This window comes from Kocuria sp. NBRC 114282 (assembly GCF_030268385.1).
Classification (GTDB): domain Bacteria; phylum Actinomycetota; class Actinomycetes; order Actinomycetales; family Micrococcaceae; genus Kocuria; species Kocuria palustris.
In genome coordinates this window covers 768,132-792,529 of sequence record NZ_BSQO01000001.1, presented here as the reverse complement: position 1 = coordinate 792,529, position 24,398 = coordinate 768,132, and the positions used below count along the sequence as shown (strand labels likewise).

Annotated in this window: 17 protein-coding genes and 1 riboswitch; of the genes, 4 read left to right on the top strand and 13 right to left on the bottom strand. The window is 71.6% G+C overall.

The genetic code is table 11. The features are described from left to right. Both QSJ40_RS03575 and QSJ40_RS03570 read right to left on the bottom strand, forming a co-directional pair. On the bottom strand, positions 1-1,362 hold the full coding sequence (locus tag QSJ40_RS03575) for a bifunctional o-acetylhomoserine/o-acetylserine sulfhydrylase (protein WP_285728817.1): 1,362 nt from the start codon (positions 1,360-1,362) through the stop codon (positions 1-3). Positions 1,363-1,429: 67 nt separating this feature from the next. Further along, positions 1,430-1,546, bottom strand: a riboswitch (SAM riboswitch). Positions 1,547-1,614: 68 nt separating this feature from the next. Then, positions 1,615-2,400, bottom strand: coding sequence for a CPBP family intramembrane glutamic endopeptidase (locus QSJ40_RS03570; RefSeq protein WP_502875235.1), 786 nt, complete (start codon positions 2,398-2,400; stop codon positions 1,615-1,617). Positions 2,401-2,463: 63 nt separating this feature from the next. On the opposite strand from QSJ40_RS03570, the gene QSJ40_RS03565 reads away from it, so the two are divergent. After that, positions 2,464-4,641, top strand: coding sequence for a S9 family peptidase (locus tag QSJ40_RS03565; RefSeq protein ID WP_285728813.1), 2,178 nt, complete (start codon positions 2,464-2,466; stop codon positions 4,639-4,641). A gap of 59 nt (positions 4,642-4,700) precedes the next feature. On the opposite strand, the gene QSJ40_RS03560 is transcribed toward QSJ40_RS03565, so the two are convergent. The 4 genes from QSJ40_RS03560 to gatC form a co-directional block, all read right to left on the bottom strand. Further along, positions 4,701-5,534, bottom strand: a complete 834-nt coding sequence (locus tag QSJ40_RS03560; protein ID WP_285728811.1) for a CPBP family glutamic-type intramembrane protease — start codon at positions 5,532-5,534, stop codon at positions 4,701-4,703. A gap of 90 nt (positions 5,535-5,624) precedes the next feature. Beyond that, positions 5,625-7,124: an Asp-tRNA(Asn)/Glu-tRNA(Gln) amidotransferase subunit GatB gene (gene gatB, locus QSJ40_RS03555; protein WP_024290098.1), complete on the bottom strand. Its 1,500-nt coding sequence runs from the start codon at positions 7,122-7,124 to the stop codon at positions 5,625-5,627. Then, positions 7,121-8,719 (bottom strand): Asp-tRNA(Asn)/Glu-tRNA(Gln) amidotransferase subunit GatA, encoded by a 1,599-nt coding sequence (gene gatA / locus QSJ40_RS03550; RefSeq protein ID WP_285728808.1) that lies wholly within the window; start codon positions 8,717-8,719, stop codon positions 7,121-7,123. The genes gatB and gatA overlap by 4 nt, the downstream gene beginning before the upstream one ends. 6 nt (positions 8,720-8,725) lie before the next feature. Further along, positions 8,726-9,022 (bottom strand): Asp-tRNA(Asn)/Glu-tRNA(Gln) amidotransferase subunit GatC, encoded by a 297-nt coding sequence (gatC, locus tag QSJ40_RS03545; protein WP_061711403.1) that lies wholly within the window; start codon positions 9,020-9,022, stop codon positions 8,726-8,728. 303 nt (positions 9,023-9,325) lie between these two features. Between gatC and QSJ40_RS03540 the strand changes: the two genes are divergently transcribed. Continuing rightward, a complete protein-coding gene (locus QSJ40_RS03540) occupies positions 9,326-10,099 on the top strand; it encodes a hypothetical protein (protein WP_285728805.1) in 774 nt (257 codons plus the stop codon). A 502-nt stretch (positions 10,100-10,601) separates the two neighbouring features. Here the strand turns inward: QSJ40_RS03540 and QSJ40_RS03535 are convergent. The 5 genes from QSJ40_RS03535 to QSJ40_RS03515 form a co-directional block, all read right to left on the bottom strand. Next, the gene (locus QSJ40_RS03535; protein ID WP_285728803.1) at positions 10,602-11,363 is read right to left on the bottom strand and encodes a LysM peptidoglycan-binding domain-containing protein; all 762 of its coding nucleotides are present in this window, start codon (positions 11,361-11,363) and stop codon (positions 10,602-10,604) included. Between the two features lie 529 nt (positions 11,364-11,892). Then, positions 11,893-14,097 (bottom strand): NAD-dependent DNA ligase LigA, encoded by a 2,205-nt coding sequence (gene ligA, locus QSJ40_RS03530; protein WP_285728899.1) that lies wholly within the window; start codon positions 14,095-14,097, stop codon positions 11,893-11,895. Positions 14,098-14,272: 175 nt separating this feature from the next. Beyond that, positions 14,273-15,319, bottom strand: coding sequence for a MaoC family dehydratase (locus QSJ40_RS03525; protein WP_285728801.1), 1,047 nt, complete (start codon positions 15,317-15,319; stop codon positions 14,273-14,275). A 2-nt stretch (positions 15,320-15,321) separates the two neighbouring features. Beyond that, the gene (locus QSJ40_RS03520; RefSeq protein WP_285728799.1) at positions 15,322-16,791 is read right to left on the bottom strand and encodes a 3-oxoacyl-ACP reductase; all 1,470 of its coding nucleotides are present in this window, start codon (positions 16,789-16,791) and stop codon (positions 15,322-15,324) included. 57 nt (positions 16,792-16,848) lie between these two features. Further along, positions 16,849-18,231 carry an acetyl-CoA C-acetyltransferase gene (locus QSJ40_RS03515; RefSeq protein ID WP_285728797.1) on the bottom strand — a complete coding sequence of 461 codons (1,383 nt, stop codon included), beginning with the start codon at positions 18,229-18,231 and terminating at the stop codon, positions 16,849-16,851. A gap of 93 nt (positions 18,232-18,324) precedes the next feature. Between QSJ40_RS03515 and QSJ40_RS03510 the strand changes: the two genes are divergently transcribed. Both QSJ40_RS03510 and QSJ40_RS03505 read left to right on the top strand, forming a co-directional pair. After that, positions 18,325-19,047 carry a TetR/AcrR family transcriptional regulator gene (locus tag QSJ40_RS03510; protein WP_268143933.1) on the top strand — a complete coding sequence of 241 codons (723 nt, stop codon included), beginning with the start codon at positions 18,325-18,327 and terminating at the stop codon, positions 19,045-19,047. A gap of 93 nt (positions 19,048-19,140) precedes the next feature. Further along, complete coding sequence (locus tag QSJ40_RS03505) at positions 19,141-21,306, top strand: acyl-CoA dehydrogenase family protein (protein ID WP_285728794.1); 2,166 nt, start codon at positions 19,141-19,143, stop codon at positions 21,304-21,306. Between the two features lie 535 nt (positions 21,307-21,841). Here the strand turns inward: QSJ40_RS03505 and QSJ40_RS03500 are convergent. Next, positions 21,842-22,963 (bottom strand): PP2C family protein-serine/threonine phosphatase, encoded by a 1,122-nt coding sequence (locus tag QSJ40_RS03500; protein ID WP_024290088.1) that lies wholly within the window; start codon positions 22,961-22,963, stop codon positions 21,842-21,844. Beyond that, a complete protein-coding gene (locus QSJ40_RS03495; RefSeq protein WP_285728792.1) occupies positions 22,960-24,372 on the bottom strand; it encodes an adenylate/guanylate cyclase domain-containing protein in 1,413 nt (470 codons plus the stop codon). The genes QSJ40_RS03500 and QSJ40_RS03495 overlap by 4 nt, the downstream gene beginning before the upstream one ends. Positions 24,373-24,398: the final 26 nt, after the last annotated feature.

Genomic DNA, 24,398 nt, shown 5'->3' with positions numbered 1-24,398 from the left:
TCAGACCGCTCCCCCTGCGCCGCGCGCCTTGACCGCGGCGAAGCCGAGCTCCAGGTCCGCGAGGATGTCGTCGATGTGCTCCAGTCCCACGGACAGGCGCACGAACCCCGGGGCGACGCCGGCGGCCAGCTGCTCCTCCGGGGAGAGCTGAGCGTGCGTGGTGGAGGCCGGGTGGATGACCAGCGAGCGGACGTCACCGATGTTCGCGACGTTCGAGTGCAGGCTCAGCGCGTCCACGAAGGCCTGGCCGGCCTCCGAGCCGCCGTCGAGCACGAAGCCGAGGATCGAACCTGCGCCGCCGGGGACGTACTTCTGCGCACGCTCGTGCCACGGAGAGGACTCGAGCCCGGCGTAGGACACGGCTTCGACGCCCTCGTGGGCCTCCAGCCAGGTGGCGACCGTCTGAGCGTTGGCGACGTGGCGCTCCATGCGCAGCGACAGCGTCTCGATGCCCTGCTCGATCAGGAAGGCGTTGAACGGGGAGATGGCAGCGCCCATGTCGCGCAGCAGCTGGGTGCGGATCTTGAACGCGAAGGACACGTTGGCCCCGAACGGCCCGTTCTCCCCGAAGACCTCGCCGAACACGAGGCCGTGATAGGACTCGTCCGGCTCCGTGAAGCCCGGGAAGCGATCCGGATAGCGGGTGTAGTCGAAGCGCCCGGAGTCCACGATGAACCCGCCGACCGAGGTTCCGTGCCCGCCGAGGAACTTGGTGGCGGAGTGGATCACCACGTCCGCGCCGTGCTCGAACGGCCGCAGCAGGTAGGGGGTCGCGATGGTGTTGTCGACCATCAGCGGGACCTCGGACTCGTGGGCGATCGCGGAGACCGTCTCCAGGTCCAGGACGTCGTTGCGGGGGTTCGGGATGGACTCCGCGTAGAAGGCCTTCGTATTGAGCTGGACGGCGTCGCGCCAGGCCTGGGGATCGTCCGGATCGGAGACGAACGTGGTCTCGATTCCGAGCCGGGACAGCGTGTGCTTGAACAGGTTGAACGACCCTCCGTACAGCGACGGGCTGGCCACGATGTGATCGCCGGCCCCGGCCACGTTGAGGATCGCGTAGGTGGTGGCCGCCTGACCGGAGGCGACCATGACAGCCGCGGTCCCGCCCTCCAGGGAGGCGATGCGGTTCTCGACGACCTCGGTGGTGGGGTTGGTCAGTCGGGTGTAGATGGGCCCGACCTGGCTCAGCCCGAAGCGACCGGCTGCGGTCTCGGCGTCCGGGAAGACGTACGAGGTGGTCTGCTGGATCGGCAGCGCGCGGGCGCCGGTGACGGGATCGGGCTCCTGGCCGGCGTGGATCTGACGGGTCTCGAAGCTCCAGCCCTGCGGGGCGGAGGGGGTGGGCTGCTGTGCGGACATGTCGGCGACTCCTTGTCTTCCGGGGCCGCGGACCGAGGTCCGACGCACCCGTCGGACCGGGTGCCGTGACCCGCGCTTGCCGTGTGCGCGTCTGCGCACCGGCCCGGTCCTCACCCAGGGCACCCCACCGCGGAAGGAGGGTTGCCGGCCAGCTAGCTGGGGCTTGTCGCTGGCTCTCGTGACCTGCCTTCCATTCTCGGACGAGCGCGGCTCCGGCGCAAACCCGCGTGCGGCGTCCTGTGGCGGCCGCTGTCAGAACAGCAGGGGCCCGGCCAGGAAGCCCACGGCGTCCAGCAGGAAGTGCGCGATGATCAGCGGCATCACGCGTCCGGTGCGGCGGTAGAGCCACAGGAACACCAGTCCCATCACCACGTTGCCCAGCGCCGGACCGACGCCCTGGTACAGGTGGTAGCTGCCGCGCAGAAGGGCCGAGCCGATCAGCACGGCCGGCCACGTCCATCCCACGCGCAGCAGGCGATCGGCCAGGAACACGACGACGATGATCTCCTCCACGAGCGAGTGCCGCAGCGCCGAGGCCAGCAGCAGGATCACCTCCCACCAGGAGGTCCCGCCCGCATTCGTGACGATCTCGGCGGTGATCCCGAGCTGGCGGCCCGCCTGGTACAGCGCCAGGGTGCCCAGTCCCATGACGGCGAAGAGCAGCGTCCCCAGGCCCAGATCCGCCAGCGGGGCCCGGCGGTCCAGGCCGATCCGGTGCAGCAGCCCGCGCAGCTGACCGGCCGAGCCCGCCAGCAGATAGAGCGCCAGCAGCGGCGGGACCAGAGCCAAGAGGATCCCGAGGCTGCGGCGCAGGACGTCGAACAGGGGGAAGCCGCTCTGCGCCGCGTTCATGGAGGCCTTCGACTCGGCGATCGAGCTGGTGGACAGCGTCTCGGCGAGGTCGAGGAGCGACCAGAGGGCGCTGGCCCCCAGCGAGACGCCCAGCACGAGCAGGATCTGCAGCCACAGATCGGCTCTCTGGGAGCCGAACGACGGCTGGGCTGGGGCCTGGGAGCGCTGTTCGGTCATGGGCTCCATTGTGGGCCAGGGGCACGACGGCAGCGGCCTATGCTGTCGGCGCCGGTTCTTACGATGGGCGCCATGACCTCCCAGAACTCGGATCTTCCGCTCGCTCCCCCGTCGGCCGTGCGTCGCGACCACGTCCGCGAGTTCCACGGCGATGCCTTCCTGGACCCGTACGAGTGGCTGCGGGACAAGGAGTCCCCGGAGGTCATCGCGCATCTGGAGGCCGAGACCGCCTACGCCGAGTCCGCCACCGCCCGGCTGGCCCCGCTGCGCGAGCGGCTCTTCCAGGAGGTCCGGACCCGCGTGCAGGAGACGGACCTGTCGGTGCCGTGGCGGCGCGGCGACTGGTGGTACTTCACGCGCACCGTGGAGGGCGGGGAGCACTCGGTGCAGTGCCGCGTCCCGGCTGCTGAGGAGGGGTGGGAGCCGCCGCAGATCGTGGCAGGTCAGTCCCTGCCCGGCGAGCAGACCCTCCTGGACGCCAACGCCCGCGCGCAGCCGCACGAGTTCTGGTCGCTGGGCGCCTTCGACATCACCCACGACGGCACCCGGATGGCCTGGGCCGAGGACACCACCGGGGATGAGCGCTTCACGGTGCGCGTCCACGACTTCGCAGCCGACCGGACGCTCGACGACGAGATCCCCGAGACCTCCTACGGCGCCTTCCTCTCGCCCGCCGGAGACGCCGTCTTCTACACCGAGGTCGACGACTCCTGGCGGCCCTGGCGCCTGCGCCGGCACGTGCTCGGGACCCCGCTCGAGCAGGACATCACCATCGCCCAGGAGGACGACCCCGGCCTGTGGCTGGGGGCCGAGCTCTCCTCGGACCGACGCTGGCTCGTGCTCGAGACCGGGTGCTCCGAGTACTCCGAGGTCTCGATCCTGCGCATCGAGGAGGCCGGCGAGCAGGCCCCACAGGTGGTCGTGCCGCGCGGGGCCGGCGTTCTCGCCTCGGCGGAGCCCGTGCGGATCGACGGCCGGGACGTCGTCCTGCTCCAGCACGATCGCCAGGCTCCGGATGGACGCCTGAGCCTGATCGAGCTGTCGGACCTGCCCGGCGAGCCGGCGGGACTGTCCGGCGACGGATTCCCGCCCGGCATCGACATCGTGGCACCCAGGGAGGGGCTGCGCGTGCTGGGCTTCGCCGCCACACAGCATCACCTGGTTCTCGAGGTCCGTGAGGACATCCTGCCGGGGCTGCGCATCCTGCCGCTGAAGGGACTCGGCACGGAGAGCCAGGCCGAGCCCCATGTCCTCGAGGTGCCCGGCGAGCTCACGGCTGTCTCCCTCACCGCCGCTGAGCCGGACTCCCCCGTCCTGCGCTTCACCGCCGAGTCCTTCGTGATCCCGCGGCGCGTCTTCGACCTCATCCTGGATGCGCCGGGGACCGAGCTGCCCGAGCCGGTCCTGCGCCGCGAGCAGCCGGTGCTGGGCGACTACTCGGCTGCCGACTACAGCGTGGAGCGCGACTGGGCCCAGGCCGAGGACGGCACGCGGATCCCGATCACCCTCATCCGCCGCCGGGACGCCGCGCAGCCGGCACCCGCGGTGGTCTACGCCTACGGCTCGTACGAGATCAGCATGGATCCGTCGTTCTCGTACTCGCGGATCTCGCTGCTGGACCGCGGTGCGGTCTGGGCCATCGCCCACGTGCGCGGCGGCGGCGAGCTCGGGCGGCAGTGGTACGAGTCCGGCAAGAAGGAGCACAAGCGGCGCACCTTTACAGACGTCGTCGCGGCGACCCGGCACCTGGGCGCGCGCTCGGACATCGACGCCGACCGGGTCGTGCTGATGGGCGGCTCGGCCGGCGGACTCCTGGTCGGCGCTGTGCTGAACCTGGCCCCCGAGCTGTACTGCGGTGCGGTGGCCGCGGTGCCGTTCGTGGACCCGCTGACCTCCATGCTCATGCCCGAGCTGCCGCTGACCGCGCTCGAATGGGAGGAATGGGGCAATCCCCTCGACTCCGCGGAGGTCTACCGGACCATGAAGGCCTACTCCCCCTACGAGAACGTGGCCGCGCGCGACTACCCGCCGATCCTGGCGGTGACATCGCTGAACGACACCCGCGTGCTCTACGTGGAGCCCGCCAAGTGGGTGGCGGCGCTGCGCCACGAGAACCCGGACAAGCGCGAGCAGATCCTCATGCGCATCGAGATGGCCGGCGGCCACGGGGGCGCCTCCGGGCGCTCCCAGCAGTGGCGCGACAACGCGTGGGAGGACGCCTGGGCCCTGGAGCGACTGGGGCTGGCCTGACCCGCAGGGCTGCGCCCTCTCAGACCACCCGTTGGCCAGGGACGGCAGACTCCAGACGTTCAGACCTCATGGCGGCTTGAGCGGGAGGGCCCGACCCGCTCGAGGAGCAGGACCACGGGGATGAGCAGCACGCCGGCGGCTGCTGCGGCACCGGCAGCGGCCCAGGCGTCAGCAGCCTGCGTCGGCCAGCCCTGCAGAACGGCCGCACCCGCTCCGGTGACGCCTGCCGCCCAGCCCAGCGACATCCACAGCGCTCCGGTGCGCACCGCCGCCCATCCCAGCACCACGCTGGGGACCAGCACAGCGCAGGCGGTGGCGGCCAGCCACGACCAGGTTCCCTCGGTCTGCGTCAGCATCAGCGGCAGGAGGCCAAGGACCGACAGACCCGCAGCCACCGCCACCGCCGCACGCGGCGACCAGCGCGAGGCGGCCAGGCGCAGCAGGGCCCCGTGGAAGACGACCTCCGCCGCCGCTGCCGCGCACGCTGCGAGCACGGCCGTCGCAGCGATCGCGCTCCTGCCCCCCGGCATGACGAACAGGCCGCTCGACCCTGCTCCGATTCCGGGCAGCTCGGCCGCCCCTGCGCCGCCGAGCACGCCGTAGGCCACCAGCCCCGCGCCCACCGCACCGGCGAGCAGGGCGACAGCCCCGCCCAGCGGACCGGCCGCGGGGCTGCTCCGATCACCCCGCGCCGGGAAGCCCAGATCTCGCACACCCGCTCGGGCCAGGAAGAACCAGATCAGCAGCACGGCGACCGGCAGCGCGAGGGGCACCCACTGCCAGGACTCGCCCCACCGGGCCAGGCGCATGGCCAGCACGTAGGAGGCGACGATCGAGGCGATCACCGCCCACAGAGCCCGATGGTCGCCGCGGTAGTTCCAGATCGTGGTCATCCGTGCTCCTTCAGTGTCTCGTCACGTCTCGGAGTGCAGATCGCGCCCGGAAGCATGGCTCCCGGGCGCGATCGAGCTTCACGAGAAGGCTCAGGAGACCCCGAGCTTCTCCAGGATCAGCTCGCGGACGCGGCCGGCGTCCGCCTGGCCCTTGGTGGCCTTCATGACCGGACCGATCAGAGCGCCCACGGCCTGGACCTTGCCGCCCTTGACCTTCTCGACGACGTCCGGCATCTGCGCCATGGCGTCGTCGATCGCGGAGATCAGCACGCCCTCGTCGGAGACCACGGCCAGGCCGCGGGCCTCCACGATCTGCGCCGGGGTGCCCTCGCCCTCGGCCACGTGGCCCAGGACCTGCTTGGCGATCTTGTCGTTGATGGTCTTCTCGCCGATCAGCGACTCGACCTCGGCCACGTGCTCCGGGGTGACGCCCAGATCCGCGATCTCCACGCCCGCGTTGTTGGCCAGACGAGCGATCTCGCCCATCCACCACTTGCGGGCAGCGGCCTTGGAGGCGCCGGCCTCGATGGTGGCGGCGATCTCCTCGGTCACGCCTGCGTTGACGACGTCGCGGAACTCCTCGTCCGAGTAGCCCCACTCCTCCTTCAGGCGAGCGCGGCGCTGGGCCGGAGGCTCGGGCAGCGAGGCCCGCAGCTGCTCCACCCAGGCGGGATCCGGGCACACGGGCACCAGGTCCGGCTCGGGGAAGTAGCGGTAGTCATCGGCGTCCGACTTGGGACGGCCCGAGGTGGTCGAGCGCGTGTCCTCGTGCCAGTGACGGGTCTCCTGGACGATCTTCTCGCCGGCCTTGAGCACCGCGGCATGGCGCTGGATCTCGTAGCGCACGGCGCGCTCGACCGCGCGCAGGGAGTTCACGTTCTTGGTCTCCGAGCGCGTGCCGAACTCGGTGGTGCCCTTGGGCATCAGGGAGACGTTGGCATCGCAGCGCACGTTGCCGCGCTCCATGCGGGCATCCGAGATGTCGAGGTTCTTCACGATCTCGCGGATCGCCTTGACGTAGGCCTTGCCGAGCTCCGGAGCGCGGTCCCCGGCTCCGACGATCGGGCGGGTCACGATCTCGACCAGCGGCACGCCAGCGCGGTTGTAGTCGACCAGCGAGAACTCCGCGCCCTGGATGCGACCGGCACCGCCCTTGTGGGTCAGCTTGCCGGCGTCCTCCTCCATGTGGGCCCGCTCGATCTCGATGGTGAACGGCGTGCCGTCCTCCAGCTCGACGGTGAGCTGGCCGTCGAAGGCGATGGGCTCGTCGTACTGGGAGGTCTGGAAGTTCTTGGGCGTGTCCGGGTAGAAGTAGTTCTTCCGGGCGAAGTGCGAGACCGGGGCGATCTGGCAGCCCAGGGCGAGCCCGAGCTTGATCGCGTACTCCACGGCCTTGCCGTTGACCACGGGCAGCACGCCGGGCAGTCCCAGCGAGACGGGCGTGGTGTTGGTGTTCGGCTCGTCGCCGAAGGTGTTCGGCGCCCAGTCGAACATCTTGGTCGCGGTGTTGAGCTCCACGTGGACCTCGAACCCGAGCACGGGGTCGAAGTCCTCCATGGCCTCCTCGAAGGACAGGATCTGATCGCTCACTTGGCGCCTCCCTCAGTGGTCTCCGACAGCTTGGCCACGGCTTCGACGACGTCCGGCAGGTCCTTCCAGATCGGGCCTCCGTTCGCCTCCTCGAGCAGCCGCTCCAGACCGGCGGCCGCGCGGTAGAGGCGCGCGTCCTCACGAGCGGGGGCCATGAGCTGGAAGCCGACCGGCATCCCGTCCTCGGGCGAGAGGCCCGCCGGGATCGAGATCGCCGGGACGCCCGCCAGGTTGGTGGGGATCGTGGCGATGTCGTTGAGGTACATCTGCATGGGATCGGCCTGCTCGTCGACCGAGCCCAGCGGGAAGGCCGTGGTGGGAGCGGTGGGCGAGACGAGGACGTCGACCTGCTCGAAGGCGGCGTCCAGATCGCGCTGCACGAGCGTGCGGACCTTCTGCGCCGAGCCGTAGTAGGCGTCGTAGTAGCCGGCCGACAGGGCGTAGGTGCCCAGGATCGTGCGGCGCTTGACCTCCGCGCCGAAGTTCTCCGCGCGCGTGGCGGACATGACGCGCTCGATGGTCACGTGCCCGTCCTTGGGCAGGGCGCGCTGGCCGAACCGGACACCGTCGTACTTGGCCAGGTTGGAGGAGACCTCCGAGGACATGATCAGGTAGTAGGCGCCCAGGGCGTACTTGAAGTTCGGCGTCTCGATCTCGACGACGCTCGCCCCTGCCTTCTCCAGTGCCTCGACGGCCTCGCGGAAGCGCTGCTCGACGCCGGGCTGGAAGCCCTCGCCGGTCAGCTCCTTGAGCACGCCCACGCGCAGTCCCTTCAGCCCGCCCTCTGCTGCGCCGTCCCGGGCGGCCTGGACGAAGCCCTCGGCCGGATCGCTCAGCGAGGTCGAGTCCTTGGGGTCATGGCCGCCGACGACCTCGTGCAGCATGGCCGCATCCAGCACGGTGCGCGCGCACGGGCCGACCTGGTCCAGAGACGAGGCCATGGCGATCACGCCGTAGCGCGAGACCGACCCGTAGGTGGGCTTCACGCCGACCGAGCCGGTCACGGCGGCCGGCTGGCGGATGGAGCCGCCGGTGTCCGTGCCCAGCGCGAGCGGGGCCTGGAACGCGGTGACAGCTGCCGCCGAGCCGCCGCCCGAGCCGCCCGGGATGCGGCTGAGATCCCACGGGTTGCGCGTGGGCCCGAAGGCCGAGTGCTCCGTGGTGGAGCCCATGGCGAACTCGTCGAGGTTGGTCTTGCCCAGGATCGGCATGCGCGCCGCACGCAGCTTCTCGGTGACGGTGCCGTCGTAGGGGCTCATCCAGCCCTCGAGCATCCGCGAGGCCGCCGTGGTGGGCTGGCCCTTGGTGACGATCAGGTCCTTGACCGCGATCGGCACGCCGGCCAGCGGCGGCAGCTGCTTGCCCTCGGCGCGATCCCGATCCACACCGGCGGCGACCTCGAGGGCCTCCTCCGCATTGAGGTGCAGGAACGCGTTGAGACCGGACTTGCCGTGGCTGCGGTCTTGTGCGGCAGCGCCGTCGGTGGCCGTGATGCGGTCCAGGTGGGCCTGCACGGCCTGCACCGAGGTGACCTCACCGGCCTGGAGCTTCTGCGCGAGCTCGGCCGCGGACAGTTCGATGATGTTCTCGCTCATATCGCCTCAGTCCTCTTCCAGGATGGCCGGGACCTTGAACTGCCCGTCCTCCGCGTCCGGTGCGCCCGACAGGGCCTCTTCCGCGCTGAGCGTCTGCCCCACGACGTCCTCGCGCATCACATTGCGCAGGGGCAGGGGGTGGCTCGTGGCGGGGACGTCGTCCCCGGCGACCTCGCTGACGGAGGCGACCGACTGCACGATCTGGCCGAGCTCGCCGGCCAGCGACTGCAGCTCATCCTCCGACATCTCGATATGCGCGAGGTCTGCCAGATGGGCGACCTCATCGCGACTGATCGCGGACATGCACGCTCCTTGTTCTTCGGTGTTGCTGTCTTCGGTGTTCACCGTGCTCGTGATGCTCGATGAGGCCCGCGCAGCGATCCTGCCGGTGGCACGGACCGGCAGAGGCTCGACGACGGGGCCAGCTCGGCCCATCCTATCCGCCGCCCCGGACAGACCCCGCTCCGACCGGAGCGGCCGCGCCCGGCCCCGCCCACCGAGTGGCACCGTCGGGATGCCGACGACGCCTACCCTGGAGGCAGACGACAGACGCCCCCTCGCCGGGGCACCGCACCACCTGCCCCTGAAGGGCGGAAGGAGGCCCGCATGGCCAAGAAGGACGGCAAGCCGAAGAAGGACCGCGGAGCAGCGCGCCGCGCCAAGGCAGCAGCCCGAGCGGGGACGCGCCCCTCCCCCGGAGCGCGCACGCCCTCGCAGGACGCGGCGAACGCCTGGCGGCAGGGCGTCTCCGAGGCGACCGCCGACACCGTCGATCAGATGGCCGCCCACGTGCAGACCGTGGCCCTGCAGCAGCTGGAGGACTTCGGCGCGTTCCCCGCCTTCCTCATCACCGCGCGCCGCGACGGGGAGTTCGAGCTGGACAGCATCGAGCCCGCCGAGGAGGGCGCCACCGTCGACGAGCTCGAGCCCGAGGATGCCGCCGAGCTCACCGAGCTGCACCACTCCGACGATCCCGAGGCCGCCCTGCGCGCCATGGCTCTCGAGAAGGCCCCGGAGCTGCTGGGCGCAGCACTCGCCCTGCCGGCCACACTCCCGGATCGCTCCGGGGCTCCTGCGCTGGTGATCGAGATCGAGCACCGCGACGGCGTCAGCCTCACTCTGGTCCAGGGCTACAGGATCGGCGGCCGCGGCGGCGCCAAGTCCACCGAGCTCGAGGACCCGACCGTGGAGCAGCGCGAGGCTTCCCTCCTGCGCCGCCCCCGGCCTTCCGAGGGTGCGTCTCGCTCCGAGTCCTCCCGTGCCGCCTCGCAACCCGAGGCTTCCGCGGACGTTGCTCAGCCCGAGTCCTCCGAGAGCGCTTCGCAGACCGAGCCTGCTGAGGGCACCACCCCCTCGGTATCGGGCGACCCGCAGGACTGAGCACCGCCAGCCTCCTCCGGCAGGTCGCCCGCATCGAGAGGCCCGCGCGCGTGATCTCCTCGATCGGTACGCCGACGGCTCCGTCCTCGAGCGGTCTCCGTGTGTGCTCCCGTCAGCCACCGTCGCGGTCACGACCATCGAGTGGCCTGAGCGTGTGCCGGCCCCCATCGACTGACCCCGTGATGTGCGCTTGAGGCCCCAGAGCCGCACTGCGGCACCACTCGATCTGCGCGGGGCCCCATGAGCACAGACCGAGACCACTCGATGTGCCACAGGCGCCCACATCACAATCTGGGGCCGATCGATGCGCTGAGCGGGGTGCGTGCCGACTCCAGCCAGTGGAAGAGGCGCACCACTCGGCGCTCGGCGAGCTCTCGGGGTCCCGAAGCTTCCTGAGGACATGCGAGAAGCCCCGCAGCGTGAACACTGCGGGGCTTCTCGGTCCCTGCTGACGATCAGATGATCGTCAGATCTCCGTCGGTGCGGAGACTGATCGAGTGGATCAGGCGGGGATGTTCAGGGTCTGGCCCACGAAGATCAGGTGCGGGTCAGCCACGGTGTCCGCGTTGGCGGCGAACAGGGTCTCCCAGTCGGTGCCGTGGGCAGCCGCGATGGAGCCCAGGGTGTCGCCCGAGGCGACGGTGTAGGTGCCGGCAACGGCGGGCTGCTCGGCGACCGGAGCGGCCGGAGCGGTGTACTCGACGACCGGGGCCTGCTCGGCGACCGGAGCCTCAGCGGCGGGGGCCTGCTCGGCGACCGGAGCCTCAGCGGCGGGAGCCTGGGCGGCGGGTGCCTCAGCGGCGGGAGCCTGGGCCACGGGGGCCTCCTCAGCGGCCGGGGCCGGAGCCGGAGCCGGGGTCTCGACGGACTGGGTGGAGACCTGGGTCTCAGCAGCCGGGGCCGGGGTGGAGGCAGCGGCACCCGAGTAGCCCGAAGCTCCCGACAGGCCCAGCTTCTGGGAGCAGGAAGGCCAGGCGCCCCAGCCCTGCTCGGCCAGCACGCGCTCAGCCACAGCCTTCTGCTCGCCCTTCGAGGCATTCGCGGCACTGCCGGATCCGCCGAAGGCGGCCCAGGTCTGCGGGGTGAACTGCAGGCCGCCGGAGAATCCGTTGCCGGTGTTGGCGTTCCAGTTGCCGCTTGCCTCGCACTCGACGAGCTGATCCCACTGGTCGGCCTGGGCGGGGGCAGCCGCACCGAGGAGGGCCACGCCGCCGATGACGGAGGCGGTGCCGGCGACGATGGTGTTCTTGATGGTCTTCTTCACGACAGGCTCCAAGACGGCGCCGTCTCCGCTCGTGCCGTCCCCGGCGTCATAGCGTCGCTGTCTTTCCGTTCCAAGTGGTCTGGGTCAGGGATGCAGCTGTCGACAGCGATGACGGCTGACTGCATCCTGGATTTCGTGGGGCACCCGACGAGCAGTCGAGGTGCTGGATCGGAGCCCGCAGGCCCTCTCCGGAAGTTCGAAGATCACGATACCGTAACGATTCGGCTTGGCAACCCTTTTGAGCTGTGATCTATGCCAATCTGAAAGGTTGACCCCCGAGGATCCAGATCCCTTCAGCGGGACGACCGCGAGAGCCGTTCCCTCCCTCGACGATCCGCCCGGATCTCCGGCGCGCCTCGCGAGGTCACAGCACCATAACAGCAAGGTCACGGTCAGGTCACGACCCGCTGTTGAGGGGACAGCTCGAACGGAGCCCGCAGCCCCGCCCGAAGGCCCGTTCGACCCACGACGGCGCAGGTCAGCGGGGCGTCAGGAGGCAGGCGAGATGCTGCTCACATTCGTTGACCAATCAGTCCTCCGCATGGACCTGGGCATCCTCAGCCTCCTCTGAGGGGCCCTGGAAGGCCTCCGGCCCCTCCGCGAGCAGCCGCGTGAAGTCGGCCTCGTCCAGCACCGTGACCCCCAGCGACTCGGCCTTCTCCAACTTGGATCCTGCCGAGGCGCCGGCCACCAGGAAGTCGGTCTTCTTGGACACGGACCCCGAGGCCTTGCCGCCGCGGGTGAGGATCGCCTCCTTGGCGGAGTCGCGGGAGTAGTCCTCGAGCGTGCCGGTCACCACGATGGTCAGGCCCTCGAGGACCTTGGGAACGGAGTCGTCGACCTCGTCCTCCATGCGCACGCCCGCAGCGGCCCAGGACTCGACGATCTCGCGGTGCCAGTCCACCTGGAACCAGTCGATGACCTCCCGTGCGATCACCGGGCCCACGCCGTCCGTGGCGGCCAGCTCCTCCTCCGAGGCCTCGCGGATCCGGTCCATGGAGCCGAAGGCCGTGGCCAGCGAGCGCGCCGCCGTGGGGCCCACGTGCCGGATGGACAGCGCCACGAGCACGCGCCACAGCGGCTGAGAGGTGGCCTTGGCGAGCTCGTCGAAGAGCTTGACCGTGTTGGCGCTGGGCTTGGACGGGTGCTTGGCGCTGCCCTTGGTCCAGAAGTACGGCACGAGCTCGGTGTCCCCGGGCCGGGCCCCTGCCCCGCGCTTCTGCCGCTCGATCTTCACGTCCTTCAGCATCCCGGCGGAGAGGTCGAAGAGCTGGGCCTCCGAGGTCAGCGGCGGATCGGCGGGCTCTGCCGGACGCGTCAGCGCCACGGCGGCCTCCTCCCCCAGCGCCTCGATGTCGAAGGCGCCGCGACCGGCCGCGTGGAAGACCCGCTCCTTGAGCTGATCCGGGCACGACCGCGCGTTGGGGCAGCGGATGTCGACGTCGCCCTCCTTCGCCGGGCGCAGCTCGGTGCCGCACGACGGGCAGTGGGTGGGCATCACGAACTCGCGCTCGGTGCCGTCGCGCAGGGCGACGACGGGCCCGACGATCTCCGGGATGACGTCTCCTGCCTTGCGCAGAACGACGGTGTCCCCGATCAGCACGCCCTTGGCCCGCACGACGTCCTGGTTGTGCAGCGTGGCCATCTCCACCGTGGAGCCGGCGACGAGGGCCGGCTCCATCACGCCGTACGGGGTCACGCGCCCGGTGCGGCCCACGCCCACGCGGATGTCCAGCAGCTTGGTGTGGACCTCCTCGGGCGGATACTTGTAGGCCACCGACCACCGCGGCGTGCGGGAGGTGTGCCCGAGCTGGCGCTGCGTGGCGCGGTCGTCGACCTTGACCACGATGCCGTCGATGCCGTGGTCCAGGGAGTGGCGCTTGTCCCCGTACTCGTCGATGTACTCCACGACCTGGTCGATGCTGCTCAGCACCCGGGAGTACGGGCTCACCGGCAGGCCCCATGTGGCCATCAGGTCGTAGGCCTCCGACTGGGCGCTGATCTCCAGCCCCTCGGCGGCCCCGATGCCGTGCACGTACATGGACAGCGGGCGCTTGGCGGTCTCCGCCGGGTCCTTCTGCCGGAGGGAGCCAGCGGCGGCATTGCGGGGGTTGGCGAACGGCGCCTTGCCCTCCTCCACCCGCTGGGCGTTGACCGTCTGGAAGTCCTGGGTGGAGATGAAGATCTCGCCGCGGATCTCGATCTGGCGCGGGATCTCGTCTCCGCGCAGCTGCTGCGGGATGGTGGCGATGGTGGCGACGTTGTGGGTCACGTCCTCGCCGGTGGTGCCGTCGCCGCGGGTGGCCGCCCGGACCAGGCGGCCGTCCTGGTAGAGCAGGTTGATGGCCAGGCCGTCGATCTTGACCTCGGTGAGCCAGCGCAGCTCGGCGGCCCCGTGCAGGGTCTGGACCTGGGTCTCGGCGCGCTCCAGCCAGGCGCGCAGCTCGTCGATGGAGAACACGTCCTCGAGCGAGTACATCCGCTCGAGATGGCGCACCGGGGCAAAGGCCGCCGAGGGCTCGCCGCCGACCTCCTGCGTGGGCGAGTCGTTGGACTGCAGCTCCGGATGCAGGGACTCGAGCTCCTCGAGGCGCCGGTAGTCCTGGTCGTACTGGGCGTCCGAGACGGTGGGGGCGTCCTGCTGGTAGTACTCCACCCGCGCCTGGCGCACGCGCTCCACGAGCTCGGCGTACTCCTCCCGCAGGGCGTCCGCCGGGATCTCCCCCGCGGACATCTCGACGGGCTGGTCCTGCTCGGCTGCCTTCGCGGCCTGCGCCGCGGTCCTGTTCTGCTGGCTCACCCCGTCATTGTGGCGCACTGCTCCGACGACACAGCGTCGACGACGCCGGGGCGGGCAGGACCCGCAGATCCTGCCCGCCCCGGCGATCCGAGAGCGCTCCCGGGAGAGCTCAGTAGGCGACGTGCCGGCGCCGCGAGTGCTCGTCGAGCCTGCGCACGCTGAGCGCGGCGTGCGGACGGCCGCGACGGGCATCCCACACCACGACCTCGGCGGTGCGCAGCTCGGTGCCGCGTCCGTCGCGCTGAACCGCCACGGACGGCGCTCCGGGCAGCAGCAGCGGGGCGCCGAACTCGACGTCCCACCGCAGCGGCGCGGGGGCATCGACCATGGCCAGGGCGCGTGAGGCCGTGTACATGCCGTGGGCGATGGCGCCCTTCATCCCGAGCGCCTTGGCCGAGGCCCCGCTGAGGTGGATGGGGTTGACGTCCCCGGAGACGGCCGCGTAGCGCCGACCGGTGTCGGCGCCGAGCTGCCAGCGGGCGGTGGGCAGCGGCGCCTCGAACTCCGGACGCGATGCCTGCTCGGCCTTCTCCTCCTCCGGCAGGCGCACGCCCCGGGCCAGGTACGTGGAGGTCCCCGTCCAGGCCAGCTCCTGGGTGTCCTCGGTGCGCAGCTCCGCCACGACGTCGAACTGCGCCCCGGAGCGATGCGGCCGCAGGTTCTGGGCGCGCACCGTGATGCCCACGTGCTCGCCCACCAGCAGCGGCAGCTCGTGCACGACCGAGTTGGACAGGTGCACCAGCCCAAGCAGCGGCAGCGGGAAGTCCTCGCGGGTCAGCAGCGCCATGGCAGCGGGGAACGACAGCGCGTGCAGATAGCCGCTGAAGGCCTCCACGCCGCCGTCGGGCCGCGTGCGGATCGGGGCCCCGACCACCTCGCAGAAGCCGCGGTGTGCCTGGTCGTCGACGGGGACGTCGGCCACGAGCAGGTCCACCGCCGGCAGCTCGAGCCGAGTCCCGCCGGAGGAGGCGCTGCCCGAGCCCAGCCCAGGGATCGCGCCGGCCGCCTTGGCCCACAGGCCGCGGACCGTGCGGGTGCCCGCGCCGAGTGCCGATCCCCCGGCCGCCCGGGCGTAGAGCGGGCCGAGCGCGGGCAGCTCGGGCAGGAGGACGACGTCGCGATCGGCGCCGTCGAGGTGCGTCTGCTGGTCGTGCATGCTCACGCTCCCACCAGGTTCTGCCCGCACACGCGCAGGGTCTGCCCGGAGATCCCGGCTGCCGCATCCGAGAGCAGGAACGCGATGGCCTCGGCGACGTCCACCGGCAGGCCTCCCTGCTGCAGGGAGTTCAGGCGGCGGGCGACCTGGCGCCGGGCCATGGGGATCTTGGCGGTCATCTCCGTCTCGATGAAGCCTGGAGCCACCGCATTGGCGGTGCCGCCGCCGGCGGCCAGCTCCGGGGCCAGCGCGGCGACCATCCCGACCACGCCGGCCTTGGAGACCGCGTAGTTGGTCTGCCCGCGATTGCCCGCGATGCCCGAGGTGGAGGCGAGCCCCACGACCCGCAGCCCCTGGGCCAGCGGGTCGGCCAGCAGCTGCTGCGTGATCCGCAGCGGGGCCTCGACGTTGACGGCCTGGACCGAGGCGAAGCGGCCCTCATCCATGTTGGCCAGCATCTTGTCTCGGGTGATCCCGGCGTTGTGCACGATGCCGTCGATCCGCCCGAACCGGGTCCGGCAGTGCTCCAGGATGCGCTGGCCGGCGTCATCGGCGGTCACGTCCAGCGGCAGCGAGGCGGCCCCGATCGCATTGGCCAGCTTGGCCAGGGCGTCACCGGCGGCCGGGACGTCGATCGGCACGACCTGGGCGCCCTGCGCGTGCAGCAGACGGGCGATCTGCTCGCCGATCCCGCGGGCGGCGCCGGTGACCACGATGACCCGGCCCTCGAGCGGCGTCTCCCCCAGCGCGGCCTGAGCCAGCGAGGCGGGTCCGGCCTCCGAGGTGACGGGCAGGAACTGCCCCGAGACGAACGCGCTGCGTCCGGAGAGCAGGAAGTCGAGGCCGCCGAGCACGGAGGGGGCATCGACGGCGACGCCGTCCGCCACCACGATGCCGTTGGCGGTGGCCCCTCCGCGCATCTCCTGGGCCAGCGAGCGGACCAGGCCGACCGCGCCCTGCCGGGCCGCGTTGCGGCGCACGGACTCGGTCCCGGCCTCGACGGCCGAGGCCGACACGGCGACGGCCGAGCCTGCTGCCACGCCCTCCGCTGCACGGGAGACAGCCACCACGCGGGCGCCGCGGTCGAGCCGGCGCAGCACGGAGCCCAGCGACAGCGACGGCGCCGTGAGATCCGACGGCCCGTGCGCCTGGCTCAGCACCAGCAGCGCGGCCTGGATCCGCTCGGATCCCTCGGCGACGGCCTGGGCATCCCGGCGGACGTCGTGCCCGCGAGCGCTCAGCGACTGGGCGAGGGCATCGGCATCAGCCGACGACGACTCGTCCGCGATCACCAGCACGGTGCGCGGCTTCTCCGGCCTCCCGGCTTCGTGGCGGGTCAGCGACACCGGGGCGGGCAGCCCCAGAGCGCCGGCCACGGAGCGGCCGGGGCCGGTGGCGACGACATCCAGGTAGGCGTCCTGCGACGAGCGCAGGTCGGTCAGGGTTCGCGTCCAGCGCGGGGTCTTGGGCATGCGAGGGCCTTTCGAAGGAGTGCGTGCGAGGTCTCGGAGGTGTGTGCTGCCGGCGGGTCAGTCCTGCGGCTGGGCGCGCAGCAGGGCCACGACGCCCTGGCCGCCGGCGGCGCACACGGAGATCACACCGGTGGTGGGACGGCCCAGCTCGACGGCGCGGGCCTTGAGCTCCTTGGCCAGCGAGGCCACGATGCGGGTGCCGGTGGCGGCGAAGGGGTGTCCGGTCGCCAGCGAGGAGCCGTTGACGTTCAGGCGCGAGCGGTCCACGGGGCCGACCGGCTCGTCCAGGCCCAGGCGCTCGCGGCAGAACTGCTCGTCCTCCCAGGCGGTCAGGGTGGCCACGACCGTGGAGGCGAAGGCCTCGTGGATCTCGACCAGGTCGATGTCCTGCAGGCGCAGCCCCTGGCGAGCCAGCAGGCGCGGCATGGCGTAGGCGGGGGCCATGAGCAGGCCCTCGTCACCGTCCACGAAGTCCACGGCCGCCGACTCGACGTCCACGACCTCGGCCAGGCGCGGCATCTTGTGCTCGCGCGCCCAGTCCTCGGAAGCCAGCAGGACCGCCGAGGCGCCGTCGGTCATGGGAGTCGAGTTGCCTGCCGTCATGGTGGCCTCGCCCAGGGACTTGCCGAAGACCGGGGAGAGCCCGGCGAGCTTCTCGGCGGTGGTGTCCGGACGCAGTGTGGTGTCCCTGCGGACGCCGCGGAACGGAGTCACGAGGTCGTCGAAGAAGCCGCGGTCCCAGGCAGCGGCGAGGTTCTGGTGGCTGGCGGCGGCCAGCTCGTCCTGGGCCTGGCGGGTCACGCCCCACTTCTTGCCGGTGATCGCCTGCGACTCGCCCATGGACAGTCCCGTGCGCGGCTCGGCCACGCCGGGGGCCACGGGGGCGAGATCGCCGGGGCGCAGCTTGGACAGGGCCTTGAGCTTGGCGCCGGTGGTCTTGGCGTAGTTCAGCTCGAGCAGCACGCGGCGCAGGCCCTCGCCCACGACGATGGGGGCGTCCGAGGCCGAGTCGGCACCTCCGGCGATCCCGACGTCGATCTGGCCGCAGCGGATCTTGTTGGCGATCAGCGAAGTGGTCTCCATGCCGGTGGCACAGGCCATCTGGACGTCGATGCCCGGGGTGCGCGGATCCAGTGCGGAGCCCAGCACGGACTCGCGGACCATGTTGAAGGCCTTGGGCTGCTTGAGCACAGCACCTCCGGCGACGGCTCCCAGGCGCTGTCCGGCCAGCCCGGTGCGTGCGACCAGGCCGTCCAGCACGGCGGTGAACATGTCCTGGACCGAGGCCTGGGCGTAGGCGCCGCCGGACTTGGCGAACGGGATGCGGTCGCCGGCCACGACCCACGCCGAGCGCAGGCGGGGGGCGGTCTCCCCCGTCTCGGCGCCGCGGGCGAGATCTGCGGGGGTGGGAACGGACTCGGAGGCTGCAGAGGCGGTCATGGGGGATCTCCTGTGGATCGAGGATCGGTCGATCGCGCATCTTTCTGCGATCTGGGTCACTAGATACCGAGAGTACCTGATACTCTCGGTATCGTGAACCGCTCAGCAGTGCAGCACCGCAACCGCCTCGGGACCGCCGAGGACCCGCAGCAGGCCGATGGCCGCGCCCGCCGATGGAACCGCCACCGGGAGCAGCGCCGCCTCGAGCTGCTGCGGCTGTCCCGCCGCGCCGTCGCCGAGCTGGGCCCCGGCGCCTCCATGGCGGAGATCGCCGCGGCCTGCAGCACCTCCAAGTCGGTCTTCTACCGCTACTTCAAGGACAAGGAGGGCCTGCGCCGCGAGCTGGCCACCTATGTGGTCGAGCGCATGGCCCAGCGCATGCGCAGCGCGGCCGCGGAGGCCCCGTCGTTCCGCGCCTCGATCCGCACGATCGTGGAGCAGTACCTCTGGCAGCTAGAGAACGCCCCGGACGTCTACCGCTTCGTGACCCAGGGCACGGACGGCTCGAGCGAGGACCCCGTGGGCCGCTTCGCCGCCGCCGTCGCCGATCTGCTGGTGGAGGCCCACCGCCGCCACGCCCCCACCGAGCGATGGCTCGAACCGGCGATGGCCCGCTACTGGGCCGCCGGCGTGGTCGGGATGGCCCGCGGCGCCGGAGAGTCCTGGAGCCTCTCCGAGCCGGATGACCGCAGCAGGGACGAGCGCCCGCAGCTCGACGAGTTCGTGGAGATCGTCACCGGCTGGATCATCGCCGGCACAACCCCGCCCGGCTCCGATGCCGCTGACTCCCAGACCCCGGCGCGCGCCTCGCCCTGAGCCGTCGCCCTCTCACTCGACCTCGCACTGAACCGTCCCAGCACTCCCGACAGGCCGCACAGCGGCCGAGCCGATCCACCGCAGGAGGACACCATGACCACCATCGCCGAGAAGAGCACCACCGCAGCCGCCGAGCAGGCAGCCGGCCCTCACCTGGACCCTGCCGCAGAGAGCGCTGTCGTCGACCACGACGTCCTGCGCGACATCCTGGCCGGGCGCTGGGCCGAGCAGCGCCGCCAGGCCCGCCGCCTGGCCGCGGACCCGCGCCTGCACATCGCCCCGGGCACCCACTGGTCCGAGCACCGGGAGAAGACCTTCGACAACCTGTCGATCCTGGCCGAGTCGGATGCCGTGCGCGCCGGGCTGCCTGCCTCCCTGGGCGGTTCAGGAGATCCCGCCTCCTACCTCTCGGGCTTCGAGGAGTTCGTCCTCGCGGATCCGTCGCTGCAGATCAAGGCGGGCGTGCAGTGGGGCCTGTTCGGCTCCGCCGTCGTGAACCTGGGCACCGAGCAGCACCACCAGCGCTGGCTCAAGGACATCTGGTCCCTGAAGATCCCGGGCGCCTTCGCCATGACGGAGACCGGCCACGGCTCGGATGTGGCCTCGATCGCCACCACCGCCACCTTCGACGCCAGCACGCAGGAGTTCGAGATCCACACGCCCCACCGCGGGGCCTGGAAGGACTACCTGGGCAACGCCGCTCTGCACGGCCGCGCGGCCGTCGTGTTCGCCCAGCTGATCGTCGACGGCGTGAACCACGGGGTCCACGCCCTGTTCGTGCCGCTGCGCGATGACGAGGGCGAGTTCCTGCCCGGCGTCGGCGGCGAGGACGACGGCCACAAGGGCGGTCTCAACGGCATCGACAACGGCCGCCTGCACTTCGACCACGTGCGCGTGCCGCGCGAGAACCTGCTCGACCGCTACGGCCATGTGTCCGAGGACGGCACCTACACCTCCCCCATCGAGTCCCCGGGCCGCCGCTTCTTCACGATGCTCGGCACGCTGGTCCAGGGCCGCGTCTCCCTCGACGGTGCGTCGATCATCGCCGCGCGCGCCGGGTTGGACATCGCCCTGACCTACGCCTCGCAGCGCCGTCAGTTCGCCCCGGTCAAGGGCGAGGAGGAGTCGGTGCTGCTGGACTACCACCAGCACCAGCGCCGCCTGTTCCCGCTGGTCGCCAAGGTCCTGGCCGCGGGCTTCGCCCACGACGAGCTGCTCGAGGCCTTCGACGGCGTCTTCTCCGGGCGCAACGACACCGACGAGTCCCGCCAGGACCTGGAGACCATGGCCGCCGCGCTCAAGGCGACCTCCACCCGTCTGGCCCTGGACTCCCTGCAGGAGTGCCGCGAGGCCTGCGGCGGCGCTGGCTTCCTGTCCGAGAACCGCCTCACCGGGCTGCGCGCCGACCTGGATGTCTACGCGACCTTCGAGGGCGACAACACCGTTCTCATGCAGCTGGTGGCCAAGCGCCTTCTCGGCGACTTCGCCAAGGGCATCTCGTCGTTGCCGGCCGCGGGCAAGGCGCGCTGGGCCGCCAGCCGCGCCGCCGAGACCACGCTCAGCCGCTCCGGGCTGCGCGGGCTCTCCCAGGTCCTGCGCGACACCGGCGACCCCCGCCGCTCGGTCAACTTCCTGCGCGATCCGGAGACGCAGCACGGCCTGCTCTCCGATCGCGTGCGCACCATGGTCGAGGAGGCCGCCGAGAACATGCGCGGCGCGGACCGCTCCGACCCGCAGGCAGCCGCCGACGCCTTCGACCGCAACCAGAACCGCCTCATCGAGGCCGCCCGAGCCCACGGGCACCTGCTGCAGTGGGAGGCCTTCACCCGGGCGCTCGACGAGATCGACGACGACGGCACCCGCCAGGTCATGATCTGGCTGCGCGACCTGTTCGGGCTGAGCATCATCGACGAGAACCTGGACTGGTACCTGGCCCACGGCCGCCTGTCGCTGATGCGCGGTCGCATGGTCGATGCCTACCTGCAGCGCCTGGTCGGGCGCCTGCGTCCGCACATCATGGACGTGGTGGCGGCCTTCGACTTCCCGCAGGAGCTGCTGCGCGCCAAGATCGCCTCGGGCGCCGAGGCCCAGCGCCAGCAGGAGGCTGCCGATCACCGCGCCGCCGAGGAGGCGGCCGGCGTGGCCGCCGCGGCCGAGGGCTCGTCCCGGGACTCCTCGGACGCCGAGCACCCCAGCGCTGATCAGACCGCGCCCGCGCAGGCCGATCCCACGCTGGACGAGCCGCTCGAGACCATGTGAGCGCACCGGCTGGGCTCGTGCCGCACGAGCTCAGCCTGACGAGGGGCGGGGCCCCGGGACATCGGTCCCGGGGCCCCGCCCCATGCCCGCAATCGCCCCCTGCTGCGCAGCCTCGGCCGCTGGGGCCGGGTGCCAGGTCGGGCGTCGAACCCGCCCTGTCATCCCCTCGGCGACATCCAGTGGCGCTGTGGTGTGCCCTGCTCCGTCGAGTGGCGTCGGGGTGTGCGTCTGGACGCGGCGGCGCACACCCCGGGGCCACTCGGTGCAGCGAGGAGCTCCAGCGCACACCACGGCGCCACTCGATGGGGGCGGGGGCGGCGGTTTCAGAGGGCCAGGGCAGCACGGCGCCGTTCCTGGAGCTCGCAGAGCTGGAATCAGCGGTGAGGCAGCGGCCGGCCGGCGCAGGTTCCGCGACGCCGCGTCAGGTCGGGCATCGTCGACGCGAGGCCGAGCGCTCACCGCGCAGCGGTGCGGGCCGGTGCGGATCGGTGCGCAGGCCGGCGGTCCGGTGCCGCCGACCTGATGGAGGTCGGACCTAGGCGGCGCCGCCGTCGAGCTCGTGGCGCAGCTCGATCGGCACGAACGTGGTGGTGTCCTCGTCGGCCGGGCGCGAGCTCACGGCGTCGGCGACGATCACCGTGACGTTGTCGCGAGCCCCGGTGCGCAGCGTGGCGTTGACCAGGACGTCGGCGGCCTCCTTGGGGTGGGGCACCGAGTGCACCACGCGGGCGATGTGCGCCACGGAGACCTCGCCGGTGAGCCCGTCCGAGCACAGCACCAGGCGATCGCCGGCTCGCGCCGGCAGGACCCACACGTCCGGCTCCCAGACCTGGCCGGTGCCCAGCGCGCGCGTGATCACGTTGCGGCGCGGATGGACCATGGCCTGGGCCGGGGTGATCTGCCCGATCGAGACCAGGTACTGGACCTCCGAGTGATCCACCGTGATCTGCTGCAGCTCAGGCTGCGGGGCCTCCGGCGCGCCCGGCACGGGGGTGAGGCGCTCGGTGGAGGAGCCCTCCTCCAGGCCGACCTGCTGCGGCGGCTCCACGCGCTCGTCGGAGATCGGGATGACGTCCGTGACCTCCACTCCCGCCTCCTTGTAGGCGGAGAACTGATCCGTGGCCCGCTTGGCGACCGCAGCGTGATCTGGCGCGGGGGCCTCCCCCTGGGGGCGCAGCAGGCGGTAGGTGCGCGAGTCGCCGATGTTGAAGACCACCCAGAAGGGATCGCCTCCCATCTCGACCAGCCAGGCACCGGTGACGGTGGTCCCCGCACGCCCGCCGAGCTCGTCCTGGATGGAGCTGTCGGCCTGGTGGAGCACCGCACGCAGCTTGCGCACCAGCACGAGGGCCTCGGCCGGGATCTCCGGATCGAGCTTCATCTCGCGCTCGATCCGCTCGCGGAACCGCGCCACGTCCTCCGGCGGCTCGGGCTCGGCGGGCACCTCGACCTCGGCGGGCCTGCGGGAGCTGAACAGCGCGGAGCCGCCCAGGGTGCGCACGGCCATGGCGGAGGCGACCTCGCCGGCCTCGTGACCGCCCATGCCGTCGGCGACCGCGCACATGGTCCGGGTGACCACGAGCGAGTCCTCGTTGGTCTCCCGGTGACGACCGCGGTCGGTCGCGGCGCCTGCTCTGATGACGAGCGGAGCACTCATTCGTAGTCAACTTCCAGTTGGGGGCCGGTCCCAGCGGTGACCCGCACGGGGCGGACGTCGCCGAAGCCCCGCACCCTCTGCGGCGGCTGCGGGTCAAGGATGAATCTGTCGTCGTCCTCCAGGACGGAGGCCGTGGAGGCGTCGACGAGGACGCCCCCGGGCTCGGCCAGCGCGACGAGTCGCGAGGCCAGGTTCACGGTGGGCCCGTAGAGATCGCCCAGGCGCGGGAGGACCCGCCCCCAGACGAATCCGACCCTTGTCTTGGGCAGCTCGGGGTCCTCCAGGATGGCACGTCGCAGCGCCAGCGCGATCAGCGCGCCCTCCTCCGGGGACTCCGACATGTACATGACCTCGTCGCCGATGGTCTTGATGAGGCGGCCCCCGCCTGCGGAGATGATCTCCGCGCAGCGCTGCTCGAAGCGCTGCACGAGAGCCGCGAGAGTGCGCTCGTTCATCTTCCGGGACAGGGTCGTGAAGGAGACCATGTCCGCGAAGCCGATCCCGCGGGCCAGCGGCAGCGAGGCGGACTCGTCGCCCACCTCATCCGGCTGGGGCGCATCCATGGACCTCTCCTGGCGCATGGCCAGGCGCTGGACGGCGCCGTTGAGCTGGCGGCGCCAGGTGTAGAGCAGCAGGTACTCGAGGTCCTCCTGGATCCGCGGCAGCAGCTCGAGCAGCTCCTGCCGAGCCTCTGCATCCGAGTATCCGCGGTTCATCACGAGGTCCTCGACGATGGCCTCGACCTGCCACACGACCATGCGGTCGGTCATCTGCGCCATGGCCCGGATCAGCGACAGCGCCGCCTCCTCGGAGAGCCGATCCGATTCGACGATCCCCGAGATCCGGCGCAGAGCCTGGCTGTCGCGCTGCGTGAAGTAGATCTCGTCGGCACTCATGTTGGGGAAGCCCATGGCTCGCCAGATCTTGCGGGCGCTGAGGATGGACAGCCCTCCAGCGTGGGCGGCGCGCTTGCGGTCCATGGTGCGCTCACCGCCCAGCAGACCGTACTCCAGGCCGTGGAAGGCCTCGCGGGACTCCGGGGAGCCGTAGGCATCGGCCTGCACCGGGTTATGCATGTTGAGGTTGATCGCCGCCGTCTGCGGGCCGACCTCGGGGTCCTCGAAGGTCTCGTCGAGCTCCCCGTCCACCCGATGCGCGCCAGGATCGCCCGAGGGACCGCTCGACCCCTCGGCCGGCGGCTGCCCGAGGCGACTCCCGGTGGCGGGGCCCACGACGGGCAGCTCGCGCGTGGTCGTCGGCCGCGATGAGCCGTCCTCGGAGCCGGTCCGGGCTGCGGACGGGTGCGCGGGCCGGGCGGCCGGATCGGCGGGTCGCTGCGAGGAGCCGGCCCCGCGCAGGCGCGAGAACCAGGACTGCGCGCCTGGCCGTGAAGGATCGCGATCCGTCATGCTGCGCTCCTTCCGCTTCTGCGCCC